This is a genomic window from Rhizobium sp. NLR10b (genome assembly GCF_019685435.1).
GTDB lineage: Bacteria > Pseudomonadota > Alphaproteobacteria > Rhizobiales > Rhizobiaceae > Rhizobium.
The window spans coordinates 114,515-129,254 of sequence record NZ_JABDWV010000001.1 but is presented as its reverse complement, the minus strand read 5'-3'; the positions used below and the strand labels follow the sequence as shown (position 1 = coordinate 129,254).

The following is a 14,740-nucleotide window of genomic DNA, read 5'->3' as shown; positions in this document are numbered from 1 at the left end:
CGCCCGCTTCGGGATTCCGAAATTCGACGCCTTTTCAGCCATGTGCCCGTGGAATAAAATTGAACGATTTCAACGACGCAGCCAATTTCGGGATTCCGAAGTGCTCTATAGATTATGGTGGGAGTTGCTCGCTATCGCCACCAATGCAAACCCAAGCCGTGATTCCACGCGACGTCGGAAAAGCAAAAAGGGCGCTCGACCCTTGCGGGGAGCGCCCTTATCCTGTCGGACAGCGAACAGCTCGACGACGTCGATACCGGGCGCATCCATTTTTCAGGCAGAGCCGCTATATGGACGCTTGCATTCGCCGTTTCAAGGGGTTTTTGCATCATCTTTAGCGAGCGGCCGCTAAAGGGCGGCGCCGGTCACCGGATTGACCACCGGCCGCTCGCTTTTATCGCCCTCCCCAGCCGGTTGCACGGCCGGCGGGGCCATCGATTCGGCGTCGGCGGGTTCCGGCTTGCCGGGTACGGCATTGACGTCCTTGGGACGGCGCTGCTCGGGCTTTACGTTTTCATCATTCGTCGACATTGTCTGTCTCCTTTCCAGGGACGAAGCCCGGGCTGCCGACATGGTTCCGGCGGCGGATGGAGGATTGCCGATGCTTGAAAGGTTTTTGCTGCAGGGGCCGCAGGATGCGCGCTTCACCATCCTTCTTGCCCATGGCGCCGGCGCGCCGATGGATTCGGCTTCGATGACAGCGGCGGCCGACGCGCTTGCCGGCGTCGGCTTTCGCGTCGCCAGGTTCGAATTCGCCTATATGGCCGCCCGCCGCACTGCGGAAGGGCGCAAGCCGCCGCCGCGCGCCGAAACCCTTAACCCCGAATATGAGGCGGCGATTGCCGCGCTCGACGCTGGCGGTCCTCTCATCATCGCCGGCAGGTCGATGGGCGGACGGGTTGCGAGCATGGTCGCCGACGGTCTCTATGACAGGGGAAGGATCGCCGGCCTGCTCTGCCTCGGCTATCCCTTCCATCCACCCGGCCAGCCGGACAAGCTGCGCACCAGCCATCTCTTGGGCCTGAAGACGCCCACACTGATCTGCCAGGGAACACGCGACGAGTTCGGCACGAAGGACGAAGTGCCGGGCTACGACCTCTCCGACAGGATCGAGGTCCTCTGGCTCGAGGACGGGGATCACGACCTGAAGCCGCGCAAGAAAATTTCCGGTTTCTCCGCTGCCGATCACCTCGCGACGATGGCAAAGACGGCAAAGGCATGGGCCGAGCGCCTGCCGGTTTAACGTCTACCTTGCGGCAGTCGGTCGCCGCCGGACTGCCAGCTTCCTGACATCGATGCGCCGGTCGGCGGCGAAAACGGTGATTTCGAAATGATCTGCCTGCAGCACATCGCGGATATTCCTCGGCCGGTGCGCCGCGACGTTCACCCCGCCCCTCAGCCGCACACTGTCATAGAGGATGCCGGCACCGCCGCTCGAGCGCACGTCTTCGCCGAGCACCTGCGACGCCGCATAGCTCGTGCCGTCATAGACATCCGGTCGCAGCGCCTGTTCGCCGCGAATGTCGAGATAGTCGCCGATCAGGGTGGCGGCGTAGCTGCGATAGGTGCGCGCCATCGTCGCCACCCCGCGCGCCACAGCCTCGCGCCGGAGATGATGGCCGACTTCAGCCGCGGCTGTCTTCAGATTGTCGGCGGCATACCAGGCGCCGAGATCGGGCCCGTTGAAGCGCATGCCGCCGGGTGCGACATGGAGGAACGCCGCCATCACGATACTGGCGTTCGGACTGCCGTAGACCCACTCGTTTTCGGGAAGCCGCCGAAGGCGGTCGGCCACGAGCCGATCATTGGTCCATCCCACAAGTTCCATTACGGCTTCGAGATCCGCCGCCCTCGTCACCGTATCGAACAGACCGATCGGCGGAAATTGCGACGGGATCAGCCGATGGGACGGATGCGGCGCCTCGGCAAAACGATCGCTCACCGGAAGACGATGTCCGCGTCTTCGTAAGGCGTGAAGGCCTCGTCGAGCCTATTGGGCGGCATGTAGAGCCCGCCGCGCGCGCCGTCCAGAAACCGGCGCACGGTCATCAGCCCGTCCTGAGTTCCGCTTGTGACGATATCGAGCGGCGGATGGCCGCCGAAAACCGGCGCCTGATGCGGCGTGCGCAGCCAGGCGATACCGGCGCGTTCGTCGGCAAACAGCACGCCAAGCGCCTGGTGGATGCCGAACACGGCGGAGATCCTGGTCAGTGCATCGACGTCGAGGGTAAAAGCGCCGTGCTCACGCGCCTGCTTTGCCCAGCTGTGATAGGTCGAGCGGGAGGGATAGCCGAGCACGAGCAAACGCTGCTCTTCGGTGAGCCCCCAGAGATCGGCGATCGCCAAAAAGGTTCGCAACGCCGGCGGGCTCAGCCGCCTTCGATTGGCAGGTGCAAACCGCTCCGTGTCCAGCCGCTCCGGCTCTTGCTCTCTGCGTCTTGCCTGCTGCATAGGAATCTCCCGTCTTGAACTAGATTTAATCCAGATCTGGGCAAATAGCAAGCGTTGGAGGGGGGCTTCAGGAAACCTCCCGCGCCGCCTCGCGGATTGTCTGCATCAGGATCGATTGCGGCGCCGACGGCACGGCATCGGCGCGCGTCGTCAGCCCGACCGGCCCCCTGGTTTCGCCGGTGTCGATCGGCAGCAGCGCCAGCCGTCCATCGGCGACATCGCCTGCTACCACACCGTTCGAAATGATCCAGATCGCGTCGCTTGACCTGAGGAAGGCGCGGCCGAAGGAATCCGACACCGTCTCGATCTGGTCCGGCAGGCTGGAGACGCCATTGGCGATCAGGAAATTTTCGACAACCGGCCGGATGATCGAACCGCGTGTCGGCATCAGCACCGTATAGTCGGCGAAACCTGCAAACAGCGATTGCCGGCCGTTCAGCAGCGGATGGCCGCGGCGCACGGCAAACACCACCTGTTCTGAATAAAGATGCTCGAAGGAGAAGCCCGCCATCTTTTCAGCGCCGGCGAGGCGCCCGACGACCAGGTCGAGATCGCCGACACGAAGCTCTTCCAGCAGCGCGGCGTTCTCGCCGGTGACGATCTTCACCCGGCTCCAGGTTTTCTCCTTGAGGAAGAGTTCCATCGCCCGCGGCATGATGCGCGATGAGACCGTCGGCAGGGCGCCGATGCGGATCGGTGGCGCGTCAGCGAACTGCTCCTGCGAGACGGAATCGAGACCCTGGCGCAGCGCCGTCAGCGCCGCGCCGGCGTGCCGCAGGAAAACCTCGCCATAACGAGTGATCTTGATGCCGCGGCCGTCGCGCTCGAAGACGTCGACGCCGAGCACCTGTTCCAACTCGCGGATCGTCTTCGTCACCGCCGGTTGGCTGACATGCAGCAACTCCGCCGCCTTCATGACGCTCTTCTGCCGCGCCACCTCGACAAAGGTCTGCAGATGGCGAAACTTGACGCGGCTGTCGACCATCGATCACTTAACTCCAAGGTTATCGAAATGCCTTAAAATATCATTTTACTTAACCGGATCAACCATTCAGTCTTGACGCCAAGAGGTGTGGCGAGTTTGACGGGAAAGCCAAGCCGACACTCCGTCATCCTCGGCCTTGAGCCGAGGATGACGGAGGTGGGGTGCTCGGACTTGAACAAGGAGGACGTAACGTGCAATTCGCCCGCATAAACGACGTGACGATCCACTATCAGCTTATCGGCGCGCCCGCCGACCGGCCGGTGATCGTCTTCATCAATTCGCTCGGGACGGATTTCCGCATCTGGCGCGACGTCGTCGTACGACTGGCCGGCGATCACGCCATCGTGCTTTACGATAAACGCGGCCACGGCCTTTCCGACGTCGGCCAGCTCCCCTCGTCGATCGAGGACCATGCGACCGATCTTGCCGGCCTGCTCGACCTGCTGTCAGTGAAAAATGCGGTCATCTGCGGCCTGTCGGTCGGCGGCCTCATCGCCCAGTCGCAGACGCAGCGCCGGCCGGATCTCGTCGGCGCCCTTATTCTTTGCGACACCGCCCACAAGATCGGCACGGCTGAGAGCTGGAACGCCCGCATTGCCGCCGTCAAGAAAGATGGCATCGGCAGCATCGTCGACGCCGTCATGGAGCGCTGGTTCACGCCCTCCTTCCGCCGGCCCGAGAACACCGCCTATTCCGGCTATTGCAACATGCTGACACGCCAGCCGGTCGAGGGTTACCTCGCCGCCTGCGAAGCGATCCGCGACGCAGATTTCACCGAAGCGGCCAAGTCGATTGCTGTGCCGACAATCTGCATCGTCGGCGACCAGGACGGCTCGACCCCGCCCGATCTGGTGCTCTCCACGGCGCGGCTTATCCCCGGCGCCCGCTACGAGGTGATCGCCGACTGCGCCCATATTCCCTGCGTCGAGCAGCCGGAAGCGCTGACGGCGATCATCCGCGCCTTCCTCACATCCATCCCCCCTGGCATCCCACCTGGAGACACCAACCGATGAACGAGACCGCCTCCTCCGAGCGTTACCGACAGGGCATGGCGACCCGTCGCGCCGTGCTCGGCGACGCCCATGTCGAGCGCGCCGCAGCGGCAACGACCGAGTTCGACCGTCCCTTCCAGGAGCTGATCACCGAAGCCGCCTGGGGCCATGTCTGGTCGCGCCCGGCGCTGACCAAGCGCGAGCGCTCGATCATCACCATCGCACTGCTCGCCGCACTCGGCCAGGATGACGAGGTCGCCATGCATGTGCGCGCTACTGCCAATACGGGAGCAAGCCGCGAGGATATCTGCGAGGCGCTCTTGCATGTGGCGATCTATGCCGGCGTCCCCGCCGCCAACCACGCGATCAAGATTGCCAAGCAGGCCTTTGCAGAGATGGACGCCGAGAAGGCGGCCTGAGGGAGAGAGATGTCCGAACGACCCAACCAAAAGCCGGAGACCGGCGCCTTCTTCGCCCGCGACCGCGCCTGGCATGCGCCGGCCCTGACCCCCGGCTACAAAACCTCGGTGCTGCGCGCGCCCCAACGGGCACTGCTGTCGCTCGACGGCACGATCTCCGAGACGACCGGGCCGGTCTTCGGCCATTCGCTGATCGGCGAACTCGACAACGACCTGATCCTGAACTATGCGCGGCCCGGCGAAAGCGCCATCGGCGAGCGCATCATCGTCCACGGCCGCGTGCTCGACGAACGCGCCAAGCCAGTGGCCGGCGCGCTGGTCGAATTCTGGCAGGCCAATGCCGGCGGCCGCTACCGCCACAAGAAGGAAACCTATCTGGCGGCAATCGACCCGAATTTTGGCGGCTGCGGCCGTGCCATCACCGACGAGGAAGGCCGCTACCATTTCCGCACCGTGCGGCCGGGCGCCTATCCCTGGCCGAACGGCGTCAACGACTGGCGCCCCGCCCATATCCACTTCTCGATCTTCGGCCACGGCTTCGCACAGCGCCTGATCACCCAGATGTATTTCGAGGGCGATCCGATGATCTGGAAATGTCCGATCGTCGGCACGATCCCGGACAAGGCGGCGATCGAGCAGCTGATCGCGCCGCTCGACTGGGGCAATACGATTCCGATGGATTCACGCGCCTATAAATTCGACATCGTGCTGCGGGGCCGCCGCTCGACGATGTTCGAAAACAGGCTGGAGGGCAACTGACCATGCAGCAGCTCGGCTATCTCAAGGAAACCCCGTCGCAGACCGCCGGCCCCTATGTCCATATCGGCCTGACGCCGAATTTTTGCGACATCACAGGCGTCTACGACAGCGATCTCGGCGCCGCGATGCTCAATGACGAAACGCTCGGCGAACGCATCACCGTCACCGGGCGCATCTTCGACGGGGCGGGCGCGCTGGTGCGCGATGCCGTCGTCGAGATCTGGCAGGCCGACAGCGCCGGCCTCTACAACAGCCCCTCGGAAATGCGCGGCGCCGCCGACCCGAACTTCGCCGGCTGGGGCCGCTGCCCGACCAGCGCCGACGATGGCGTCTACAGCTTCGAGACGATCAAGCCCGGCCGCGTTCCCTTCAAGGACGGCCGCAGACAGGCGCCGCACATCACCTTCTGGATCGTCGCCCGCGGCATCAATATCGGCCTGCATACGCGGATGTATTTTCCGGAGGAGACGGAGGCCAACGCCAGCGACCCGCTGCTTGCCCGTATCGAACATCGCGAACGCGTCGCCACCATGGTCGCCGGCCGCGACGGCGCGATCTGCCGTTTTGACATCCACCTGCAGGGGCCGAAGGAGACCGTGTTTCTGGATATTTGAAGGTCGACGGCTATTTGTAAGGAGAGCTCTTAGCAAGCAGCCCCCTCACCCTGCCCTCTCTGCGGGGGGTTCGAAGGATGGGTCGGGTCGGCGCCCACCCCTGCACTTTGTCTGAAATGCTCGAATAGAGACCCCCATGACCGCATCGCCCTTCGACCATCCCTTCCTCTCCGGCCTTCTCGGCGATATCGAAATCGCGCCCTATTTTTCCGCCGAAGCCGATATCCGCGCCATGCTCTCCTTCGAAGCCGCGCTCGCCAGGGCGGAAGCCGCGCACGGTGTCATTCCCGGCGAAGCCGCAAGGAAGATCGCCGAAGCCTGCGCCGGTTTTTCTCCGGACCTCACCAGCCTTCGCGCGGCAACGGCGAAGGACGGCGTCATCGTCCCCGACCTCGTCAAGCAGCTGCGCGCCAAGGTCGGCGAGGAAGCCGGCAAAAACCTGCATCTCGGCGCCACCAGCCAGGACGTCATCGACACCAGCCTGATGATCCGACTGAAGGCGGTGGTCTTCCTGTTTGCCGGCCGGCTTTCCTCGATCCTCGCAGCGCTCGACGGGCTCGACCGGCGGTTCGGCCGCAACCGCCTGATGGGGCATACCCGCATGCAGGCGGCGATCGCCATCAGCGTCCGCGACCGTCTCGATGCCTGGCGCCCGCCGCTCGCGACCTATCGCGACCGCCTGACCGAGCAGAGTTTTCCCGTCCAGTTCGGCGGTGCTGCCGGCACGCTCGACAAGCTCGGGCCACAGGCCACCGCAATCCGCGCTTCGCTCGCCCAGGAGCTCGGCCTCACCGATATCAGGCAATGGCAAAGCGCGCGCCTGCCGATCGCCGATATCGCCGGCCTGTTCGCTTCGATTTCGGGCAGCCTCGGCAAGATGGGACAGGATATCGCGCTGCTTGCCGAGATGGGCGGCGAGATCGAAATCTCAGGCGGCGGCGCCTCGTCGGCCATGGCGCACAAGCAGAATCCGGTTGCCGCCGAAGTCCTGGTCTCGCTCGCCCGCTTCAACGCCACGGCGCTCTCCGGCATCCACCAGTCGCTTGTCCATGAACAGGAACGCTCCGGAGCGGCCTGGACGCTGGAATGGCTGCTGCTGCCGCAGATGACCATGGCAACCGCCGCCAGCCTGCGGCTTGCCGGAGAGCTGATCGGAAATATCAAGCGGCTTGGGACGGCCTGAGATCGCAGCCGCGGCCAGCGCTGTGGCAAGCCCGTTCGTCAGGGGCTCCAGCGCGAGCGCGGTGATTTGCATTTTCGATCGCGCGCAACCATCTAATAGGCATGACTTGCGGAAAACGCCCCGCCCGAGCAGCCCATTTACCGAAAACCAACCATACCGGGTTGCTTTCCGAAGCGAAAGCCGATTGCTTAGGAGAATATACTTCTTCTTCCGCTAGCGGTTAGGAGAACGAAAGGGGGCGCAGGCAAACTCGTGGAATTCTGCTGCTTCGCATCGGGATAAACTATGATTACGATGGCGATGCGGGAAGGCCGGTTTGAAAAACGATGACGACAGAACTGTTTCAGATAAAATTTTGGGGCGTCCGCGGCAGTATTCCCGTATCGGGCCCCGAGTTCGATCGCTACGGCGGTAACACTTCCTGCATCGAGATTCGTTGCGGAAAACATCGGTTGCTTTTCGACGCAGGTTCGGGCTTGCGCGAGGCGGGACTGTCGCTGCTCGCCGACGGCGTCAGCGACGTGGATCTGTTCTTCAGCCACTGCCATTACGACCACATCATCGGCCTGCCCTTCTTCAAGGCGATCTATTATCCCTCGATCAACGTCAACATCTGGTCCGGCCATCTCGACGGCAAGATGAGCACGCGGGAAATGGTCGAGCAGTTCATCAGCCCGCCCTGGTTTCCGGTCAAGACAGATATCTGTCAGGCGACGATGAACTTCCGCGATTTCCATCCCGGCCAGGTTCTGACCCCGCACGAGGGCATCGAGATCAGGACTTTCACGCTGAACCATCCAGGCGGCGCCATCGGCTACCGCATCGAATGGCAAGGCCGTTCCATCGCTCTCATCTACGATATCGAGCATATTCCAGGCAGCTATGATCCGGTCTCGCTGGAGATGATGCAGGGCGCCGATCTCGTCGTCTACGATTGCACCTACAATGAAGATGAGATGCAGCGCTTCAAGGGCTTCGGTCATTCGACCTGGCAGCACGGCACCGAGCTCGCCAAAATGGCCGGCGCCAAGCGCTTCGCCCTGTTCCACCATGCGCCCTCCCGCACGGACGAACAGCTGGCCGAGATGGAAGCGCAGGCTGAGGCCGCCTTCCCCGGCGCCTTCGCCGCGCGCGACAACCAGACCGTGGTGATCTAGGACACCGAGTCTCCTGCGGGCGCGCAAGACGACGTCCGTTCGCGCCTTGCTGACGGAACAGATGTCGGGTCCGACCGTTTCCCCGGCAGCGCAAGATCGATGAAACGGGGTATCAGCCATGACCGTGCTCTCCGGACAATGCCTTTGCGGGCAGGTGCAGCTTTCTGTGCGAGGCGAACCGCTGCGTGTCGGCATCTGTCATTGCACCGACTGCCGAAAGGAAAGCGGTTCGGCCTTTACTTTTTATGGAATCTGGCCCGCCGGGCGGTTCGAACATTCCGGAGAAACGGGCGAATTTCACGGCCGGCGCTTCTGCACCGGCTGCGGTTCGCGGCTGTTTTCCGCCGATGACCAGGAGGCGGAGATCAAGCTCGGCATCCTCTCGCAGGCGCCGACGCCGCTGGTGCCGCGCTATGAACTGTGGATCAAACGCCGCGAAACGTGGCTGCGACCCGTGGAGGGCGCCGAGCAGTATGAGGAGGACCGAACGTGAGCCTCGCCACGCTCGTCCGGCATAGGTTCGTTACGATCTCAGGCATCGAGACCTTTTACCGCGAGGCCGGCCCGCCGGACGCACCGGTCCTGTTTCTGCCACACGGCTATCCCTGCTCTTCTTACGAATTTCGCAATCTCATGCCGCGCCTTGCCGACCGCTGGCGCCTGATAGCCCCGGATTTCCCCGGCGCGGGCTATAGCGACACGCCCGACGATTTCGACTACAGCTTCGACGGCTATGCCGCCTGGCTGGAGGCTTTCATCGACGCGCTCGGTGTCGACCGCTTCGCCCTCTATCTCCACGATTTCGGCTCGCCGATCGGAGCGCGGCTGGCCATCAGAAACCCTGGCCGCATCGTGGCGCTGATGATCCAGAATGGCGATATTCCCTATGAGGATGCGCTTGGCCCGAAATATGCGGATATCGAGGCGACCTGGGCGCTACCGCGCGCGGAGATGAGGAAGGCGCTGGCGGAAGCAATCAGCGAGGAGATGTTCCGGGAGGAATTCCTCAACGACCTGCCGCCGCCTCTGGCCGAAACGATCCCGCCGGATCTCTGGAGGCTGCACTGGTCGCTGGTCACGCCGCGGCGCACGGAAATCGCCATCGACCTGATCGCCGGATTGAAGGAGAACCGCGCCTGGTTTCCCGAGCACCGGAAATATCTCCGGCAAAACCGGCCGCCGACCCTGATCGTCTGGGGGCCGAACGACCACTATATGCCGGAAGAGTCGGCACGCGCCTACCTCCGCGACTGCCGGATGCCGAACTGCATCTGCTCGATGGCGGGCATTGGCTGCTCGAGACGCATCTCGAAGAGGTCGCAGCCCTGATGCGGGACTTCCTCGGGCGCGTTCACGCCGGCTGATCGCTCCTTCGCGCTAAGCTTTGAGAAGTGCGCCCGGCGACGACCAGGAGACGGCAGGATGATCGGCCGTCAGCGCAAACAAGGCCGACAGGAAATCCCAGGCGGCCGCATCATGGACGAGATGGTGGGTGAGCACGCCGATCGGCTCGTCGCTGCCGGCAAACCGGTCGCGGAGTTCGGCGACCAGTTCGGCCACCAGCTCCTCCTCGTCGCGGCCGCCGCGCGTGCCGTGCCAGTCGATAATGTCGACATGGGTGTTGAGAAGCGGGATCGGCCCGCCCTCTCTTGCCCGCCCGTAAACCGAAAGCGCCGCAAAGGCGAGGTCGGGCAATGCCGGGATGAGCGCGGCGTCGATCCGGTTCCACGGCGGCACCAGCACCGGCAGGAAGCGAGCCGGATGGAGCCGCTTCAGGCGCTGTAGTCCCTCACGCAACTCGCCGAGCACCACCTCGGGCGGGCGTTCGCCGCCGAGTTCCTGCTTCTTGCGCTCAGGTCCGGCGTGGTTCGTATGCCACCAGCCATGCACAGCGACAGCGACGCTCGCCTCTGCCGCCAGCCGCGCCGCCAATGCTTCGCCGGTCCGGCCGGGAATGACGGCAAGCGTCAGCGGAATTCCGTTCGCGCCGGTCAGCGACAGCAGCCGCTCCAGATCCGGCGTCGGCTCGACGGCATCGTCGTCGCGCAGCCAGAACCGCGCCACGCGGCCGGCGGCGCGCCAGCGGTCGAGCTCCCGGCGCAGCGGTTCCCAGCTCATCCCTCGGCTCATCATCTCACTCCTGTTCCTGCGCCTTGCGCAAAATCCCGTCCAGGGCGCCGGCAGCCATCGCGAGCGAGCGCTCCCCGAGCACGAAGCGCCGCGCTGCCTGCCCCATCGCGTCGCGTTTCCGCCCGTCGCCGAGCAGGGCCGCGACAGCCGCGGCATAGGCGGCGACATCGCCCTCCGGCGTCAGCAGGCCGGTGACGCCGGCCTCGACCACGGCGGGCACGCCCGCCGTCTGCTGCGCCACGACAGGCAGGCCGGCGGCCTGGGCTTCGAGATAGGCAAGGCCATAGGCCTCGCCGCAGCCGGGCCAGACATAGATGCCGCCACGCGCGAGCAGGCCGGCGATCTCAGCCTCACCTTGCTCGCCCAGCCATTCGATGCGGCCGGAAAGGCCGGCGAACAGCGCCTCCACCTCCTGGCGCATCGGCCCATCGCCGATGACCGAAAGCGTCCATGGCCGGTCTCCGATCAGCCGCAATGCTTTCGCGAGCATCGCGAAGCTTTCCATCTTGTCGCCGGCCCGCATCATCGCGACCGTCATCAGCCGGCTGCGATCGGGCGCCGGGCGCACCGCCTCGAACAGCGCCGGATCGATGAACGGCTTGAGAGCCGCAAGCCGCGCCTGCGGAAAGGCGGAGCGGAGCCCGGCCCGGTCGCGCTCGGTGAAGCCGATATTGACCGCCGCCTGCATGACCGCCTCGCCCACGCGCTTCTGCCGGGCCGCCCAATCGGTCTTATCGCGTTTTGCCGCATAAGAAGCTTCGGCGGTGACATAGGGAATGGCGAATTCGGCCGAAATCGCCGGCCCGAAGGGATCGGGGGATTTGTAGTAGGGGTGGTAGCAGAACCAGAGATCCGGCCGAGGCTCTTCTTGCCATTTCGCCCGCAGCCGCGCCAATTCGGCTGAGATCGCGGGTTCGAGCGCTGCCGCCGCCTCGGGCGTCGCAGCATGGGTACGGAATTCGGAGACGACCTCGACCTGATGCCCGGCAAGCTGCAATGCCCGGATCAGCAGCCGCGCCATCAGCCGGTCGCCCGAGGGCACCGGGTGGTTCGGTGATTTTATCGGCGCATAGAAGGCGACCCGCATGCGATCCCTCACATAGACACACTGTTTCCAATCGGTATTCACAGGCATCATAGATCATTCGAATTCATAACCAGATCAGGCACATGCAGCATGCGGTCGCCTTGAACCTTCCCATGGTGCGCGGCATCGTGCCCGGAGGCGAAAAAATCCCTTATTGCTGCCTTCCCGAAAACTTGCGCATAAGCATATGCAATGTGATCGCAATGGAAGCAATTCCGCCTCCTTCCCCATCTCTATGGGCCTGCGATTGCATCGACAAGAACGGGAATGAATGACGACGGCCTCGGTCACAGGGATTTTTTCGGAACGCTCGATCAGAAGGGCAAGGCTCGGTTCCGGGCTGGTTATCTTTGTCTTCGTTCTCTTGCATTTGTCGAACCATGCGCTCGGACTCGTCTCGATCGCCGCAGCCGATAAGGCCCGCCATCTTTTCCTGGCTGTCTGGCGCAATCCCGTCGGCACCGTTCTGTTCTATGGATCCGTCTTCGTCCATATGGCCCTGGTGCTGCGCGCCATCTACATCAGGCGCAGCCTGGTCATGCCCAAGGGAGAAGCAGCTCAGATGGTGCTCGGCTTGCTGATCCCGCTGCTTCTCATCGATCACGTCATCGGCACCCGCATCGCGCATGAACTCTACGGCTATATCGACAATTACGAGACGATCGTCGGCATGTTGTGGCTGCGGACGCCGGCGACGGGGGTGCGCCAGGCATTCGGCCTTCTCGCGGTGTGGATCCATGGCTGCATCGGCATCCATTACTGGCTGCGTTACCGCCCTTGGTACGGCGATTTCGCACCGCTGCTGCTGGCGCTGGCGATCCTTGTGCCGGTGCTGTCGCTGCTCGGTTTTGTCGAAATGGGCCGCACCCTCGCCGACCCCGCCTACCAACTGACCGCGATCGAGCCTTACGCGACGACCGTGAACTCTCACTATGTCTCCGATCCTGAGATTCGCAGTCAGATCGCCATGGTTCGCGCCGGGCTCTATGGCGCCTTCTCGGCCTCGCTGATCATCGTCGTTGCCGCCCGCACCCAGCGCAGGCTGAAGGAGCGTCTCGATCAGGTCGCGGTGCATTATCCGGGTGGCGAAGTGATCCGCGTGCCGCGGGGCTTCACCGTGCTGGAGGCGAGCCGCCTCGGCGGCCTGCCGCATTATTCGGTGTGCGGCGGCAAGGGCCAGTGCTCAACCTGCCGGGTGCAGATCCTCGGCGATTACCAGAAGCTGCCGCCGCCCGACAAGCTGGAGCAGACGACACTGAAACGCATCAATGCCGGCCCTGACGTGCGGCTGGCCTGCCAGCTTCGACCGAATGCCGAGATCGCGGTCGCGCCTCTCATGGTTCCGGCGGAGGAGGCGGCTCTGCCTGCCAACAGCCAGGAGACGAGCCCCGGCCGTGAGCGTGAGATCGTCGTGCTCTTCGTCGATATCCGTCATTTCACCACGCTGACGGAAACGCGCCTGCCCTTCGACGTCGTCTTCCTGCTGAACCGCTATTTCGCCATCATCGGCAAGGCGGTGGAACAGGCCGGCGGCCGGCTCGACAAGTTCATCGGCGACGGTGCCATGGCGCTCTTCGGCCTCAACGCCGCGCCGGAAGAAGCATGCCGCCAGGCGCTCGACGCCGCCGCGGCGATCGTCGCGGGGATCGAGAAACTCGCCGCCGAACTGGCCGAAGAGCTGACGCTGCCGCTGCGGATCGCCATCGGCATCCACGCCGGGCCGGCCGTCGTCGGCACGATGGGCTATGGCCGGGTGCGCAGCATGACGGCGATCGGCGATACGGTGAATGTCGCGAGCCGGCTGGAAAGCGCGGCCAAGGAATTCGACGCGGCGATCGTCTTCTCCGAGCCGGTGGCGCGGCTTGCCGGCGCCGACCTTGCCGACGTCGAAAGCCGTGAAATCAGCGTGCGCGGCCGCGCCCTGCCCTTGAAAGTTTATGTCATTCCGAGAGAGAAAGCGGCAGAACCGCTCGAAGGAAATGTCTGATGCCCGGCAAGCCCTGGCTCACCGCCAAATATTGGAGCCGCCGGCTACGCAAGGCGCGCAATAGAACCGCCTCGCGGTTCTTCGACACTCGCCTCGGCCGTCGCTTGCTGATCGAGAATATCGGCCCGCGCGTCGTCTCGATGACGGTCGATGCCGGTGATCATCTGATGACCTTCTCGCCCGCCGACTATATCGGCCGCAAGGTCTTCCGCAAGGGCCATTTCGAGCGCGACGCCGTCGACCGGCTGATCGTCATCCTGCGCGAGCGCGGCCTGCTCAGAAAGGATGCGACGCTGCTCGAGATCGGCGGCAATATCGGCACCCAGACCGTCTATTTCGCCTTGAGCGGCACCTACGCCAACATCGTCAGTGTCGAGCCCGATCCGCGCAATTTCCCGCTGCTTGAACTCAACATTCGCCAGAACCGGCTGGAGGAGAAGGTTCGGCTCGTCAACTGCGCCGCCGGCGAGCACGCAGGCGAGATCGACTTTTTTCTCAACCTCAACAATCACGGCAAGAGCAGCGCCATCCGCCAGAGCCCGATCGACCGGAAGATCAGCGTGCCGGTGAAGCCGGTCTCCGAAATCCTCGCCGGCCTCTCGATCGATCCGGCCGCAATCGGCCTTGTGTGGATGGATATCGAAGGCTACGAGCCGGTCGCCTGCCGCTCGATGCAGCCGCTGCTTTCCCGCCGCGTGCCGCTTCATATGGAATTCACGCCGCTGTTCTACGGGCGCGAGGGAACGAAGGCCTTCATAGCGATGCTGTCAGGGTTCTACGAGGATTGTCTCGTGCTCTTCGAGGACCGCGAGGAAGAGATGAAGGTGCGGGACCTGCCTGAAGAGTTCGATCAGTACAACGTGCTGTTTCTGCCTTAGGCTTACTTCTCAAAAACATACTGACGCCCGGAGCCGGGCGCGCGGGACCGGCTTGTGCAAGCCCGAAAAAAGCAGTTAGCTACCGTCGTTGGGGACGC

The 14,740-nt window shown here is 63.9% G+C and carries 16 protein-coding genes and 1 pseudogene; 11 read left to right on the top strand and 6 right to left on the bottom strand.

Annotated features, from left to right (window positions below):
- Window positions 1–348: 348 nt before the first annotated feature.
- Complete coding sequence (locus HJB91_RS00575; protein WP_085780917.1) at window positions 349–531, bottom strand: hypothetical protein; 183 nt, start codon at window positions 529–531, stop codon at window positions 349–351.
- A 70-nt stretch (window positions 532–601) separates the two neighbouring features.
- On the opposite strand from HJB91_RS00575, the gene HJB91_RS00570 reads away from it, so the two are divergent.
- Complete coding sequence (locus HJB91_RS00570) at window positions 602–1,243, top strand: alpha/beta fold hydrolase (protein ID WP_210632539.1); 642 nt, start codon at window positions 602–604, stop codon at window positions 1,241–1,243.
- Window positions 1,244–1,246: 3 nt separating this feature from the next.
- Here the strand turns inward: HJB91_RS00570 and HJB91_RS00565 are convergent, their stop codons facing one another.
- The 3 genes from HJB91_RS00565 to pcaQ form a co-directional block, all read right to left on the bottom strand.
- Window positions 1,247–1,942 carry an RES family NAD+ phosphorylase gene (locus HJB91_RS00565; RefSeq protein WP_221153283.1) on the bottom strand — a complete coding sequence of 232 codons (696 nt, stop codon included), beginning with the start codon at window positions 1,940–1,942 and terminating at the stop codon, window positions 1,247–1,249.
- Window positions 1,939–2,451: an MbcA/ParS/Xre antitoxin family protein gene (locus HJB91_RS00560; protein WP_210632531.1), complete on the bottom strand. Its 513-nt coding sequence runs from the start codon at window positions 2,449–2,451 to the stop codon at window positions 1,939–1,941. The genes HJB91_RS00565 and HJB91_RS00560 overlap by 4 nt, the downstream gene beginning before the upstream one ends.
- Window positions 2,452–2,518: 67 nt before the next feature.
- Window positions 2,519–3,436: a pca operon transcription factor PcaQ gene (pcaQ, locus tag HJB91_RS00555; protein WP_210632530.1), complete on the bottom strand. Its 918-nt coding sequence runs from the start codon at window positions 3,434–3,436 to the stop codon at window positions 2,519–2,521.
- A gap of 191 nt (window positions 3,437–3,627) precedes the next feature.
- On the opposite strand from pcaQ, the gene pcaD reads away from it, so the two are divergent.
- The 8 genes and pseudogenes from pcaD to HJB91_RS00515 all read left to right on the top strand — a co-directional run bounded on the left by pcaD (window position 3,628) and on the right by HJB91_RS00515 (window position 9,924).
- On the top strand, window positions 3,628–4,449 hold the full coding sequence (pcaD, locus tag HJB91_RS00550; protein ID WP_221153282.1) for a 3-oxoadipate enol-lactonase: 822 nt from the start codon (window positions 3,628–3,630) through the stop codon (window positions 4,447–4,449).
- Window positions 4,446–4,847, top strand: a complete 402-nt coding sequence (gene pcaC, locus HJB91_RS00545; RefSeq protein ID WP_210632527.1) for a 4-carboxymuconolactone decarboxylase — start codon at window positions 4,446–4,448, stop codon at window positions 4,845–4,847. The genes pcaD and pcaC overlap by 4 nt, the downstream gene beginning before the upstream one ends.
- Before the next feature lie 9 nt (window positions 4,848–4,856).
- Window positions 4,857–5,606, top strand: coding sequence for a protocatechuate 3,4-dioxygenase subunit beta (pcaH, locus tag HJB91_RS00540; protein ID WP_210632526.1), 750 nt, complete (start codon window positions 4,857–4,859; stop codon window positions 5,604–5,606).
- Window positions 5,607–5,608: 2 nt separating this feature from the next.
- The gene (pcaG, locus tag HJB91_RS00535) at window positions 5,609–6,220 is read left to right on the top strand and encodes a protocatechuate 3,4-dioxygenase subunit alpha (protein WP_221144872.1); all 612 of its coding nucleotides are present in this window, start codon (window positions 5,609–5,611) and stop codon (window positions 6,218–6,220) included.
- Window positions 6,221–6,356: 136 nt separating this feature from the next.
- Window positions 6,357–7,403 carry a 3-carboxy-cis,cis-muconate cycloisomerase gene (locus tag HJB91_RS00530; protein WP_210632522.1) on the top strand — a complete coding sequence of 349 codons (1,047 nt, stop codon included), beginning with the start codon at window positions 6,357–6,359 and terminating at the stop codon, window positions 7,401–7,403.
- Window positions 7,404–7,729: 326 nt separating this feature from the next.
- Window positions 7,730–8,560, top strand: a complete 831-nt coding sequence (locus HJB91_RS00525; protein ID WP_210632521.1) for an MBL fold metallo-hydrolase — start codon at window positions 7,730–7,732, stop codon at window positions 8,558–8,560.
- 118 nt (window positions 8,561–8,678) lie between these two features.
- The gene (locus tag HJB91_RS00520; protein WP_210632520.1) at window positions 8,679–9,053 is read left to right on the top strand and encodes a GFA family protein; all 375 of its coding nucleotides are present in this window, start codon (window positions 8,679–8,681) and stop codon (window positions 9,051–9,053) included.
- A pseudogene (locus HJB91_RS00515) lies at window positions 9,050–9,924 on the top strand (alpha/beta fold hydrolase). The gene HJB91_RS00520 and the pseudogene HJB91_RS00515 overlap by 4 nt, the downstream one beginning before the upstream one ends.
- A gap of 13 nt (window positions 9,925–9,937) precedes the next feature.
- On the opposite strand, the gene HJB91_RS00510 reads toward HJB91_RS00515, so the two are convergent.
- On the bottom strand, window positions 9,938–10,690 hold the full coding sequence (locus tag HJB91_RS00510) for a polysaccharide deacetylase family protein (RefSeq protein WP_221123101.1): 753 nt from the start codon (window positions 10,688–10,690) through the stop codon (window positions 9,938–9,940).
- A gap of 4 nt (window positions 10,691–10,694) precedes the next feature.
- Window positions 10,695–11,777 carry a glycosyltransferase family 4 protein gene (locus HJB91_RS00505; protein WP_210632517.1) on the bottom strand — a complete coding sequence of 361 codons (1,083 nt, stop codon included), beginning with the start codon at window positions 11,775–11,777 and terminating at the stop codon, window positions 10,695–10,697.
- Window positions 11,778–12,048: 271 nt separating this feature from the next.
- Here HJB91_RS00505 and HJB91_RS00500 point away from each other — a divergent pair, with 271 nt between their 5' ends.
- Complete coding sequence (locus HJB91_RS00500) at window positions 12,049–13,764, top strand: adenylate/guanylate cyclase domain-containing protein (RefSeq protein ID WP_221153281.1); 1,716 nt, start codon at window positions 12,049–12,051, stop codon at window positions 13,762–13,764.
- The gene (locus HJB91_RS00495; protein ID WP_210632515.1) at window positions 13,764–14,642 is read left to right on the top strand and encodes an FkbM family methyltransferase; all 879 of its coding nucleotides are present in this window, start codon (window positions 13,764–13,766) and stop codon (window positions 14,640–14,642) included. The genes HJB91_RS00500 and HJB91_RS00495 overlap by 1 nt, the downstream gene beginning before the upstream one ends.
- Window positions 14,643–14,740 lie beyond the last annotated feature (98 nt).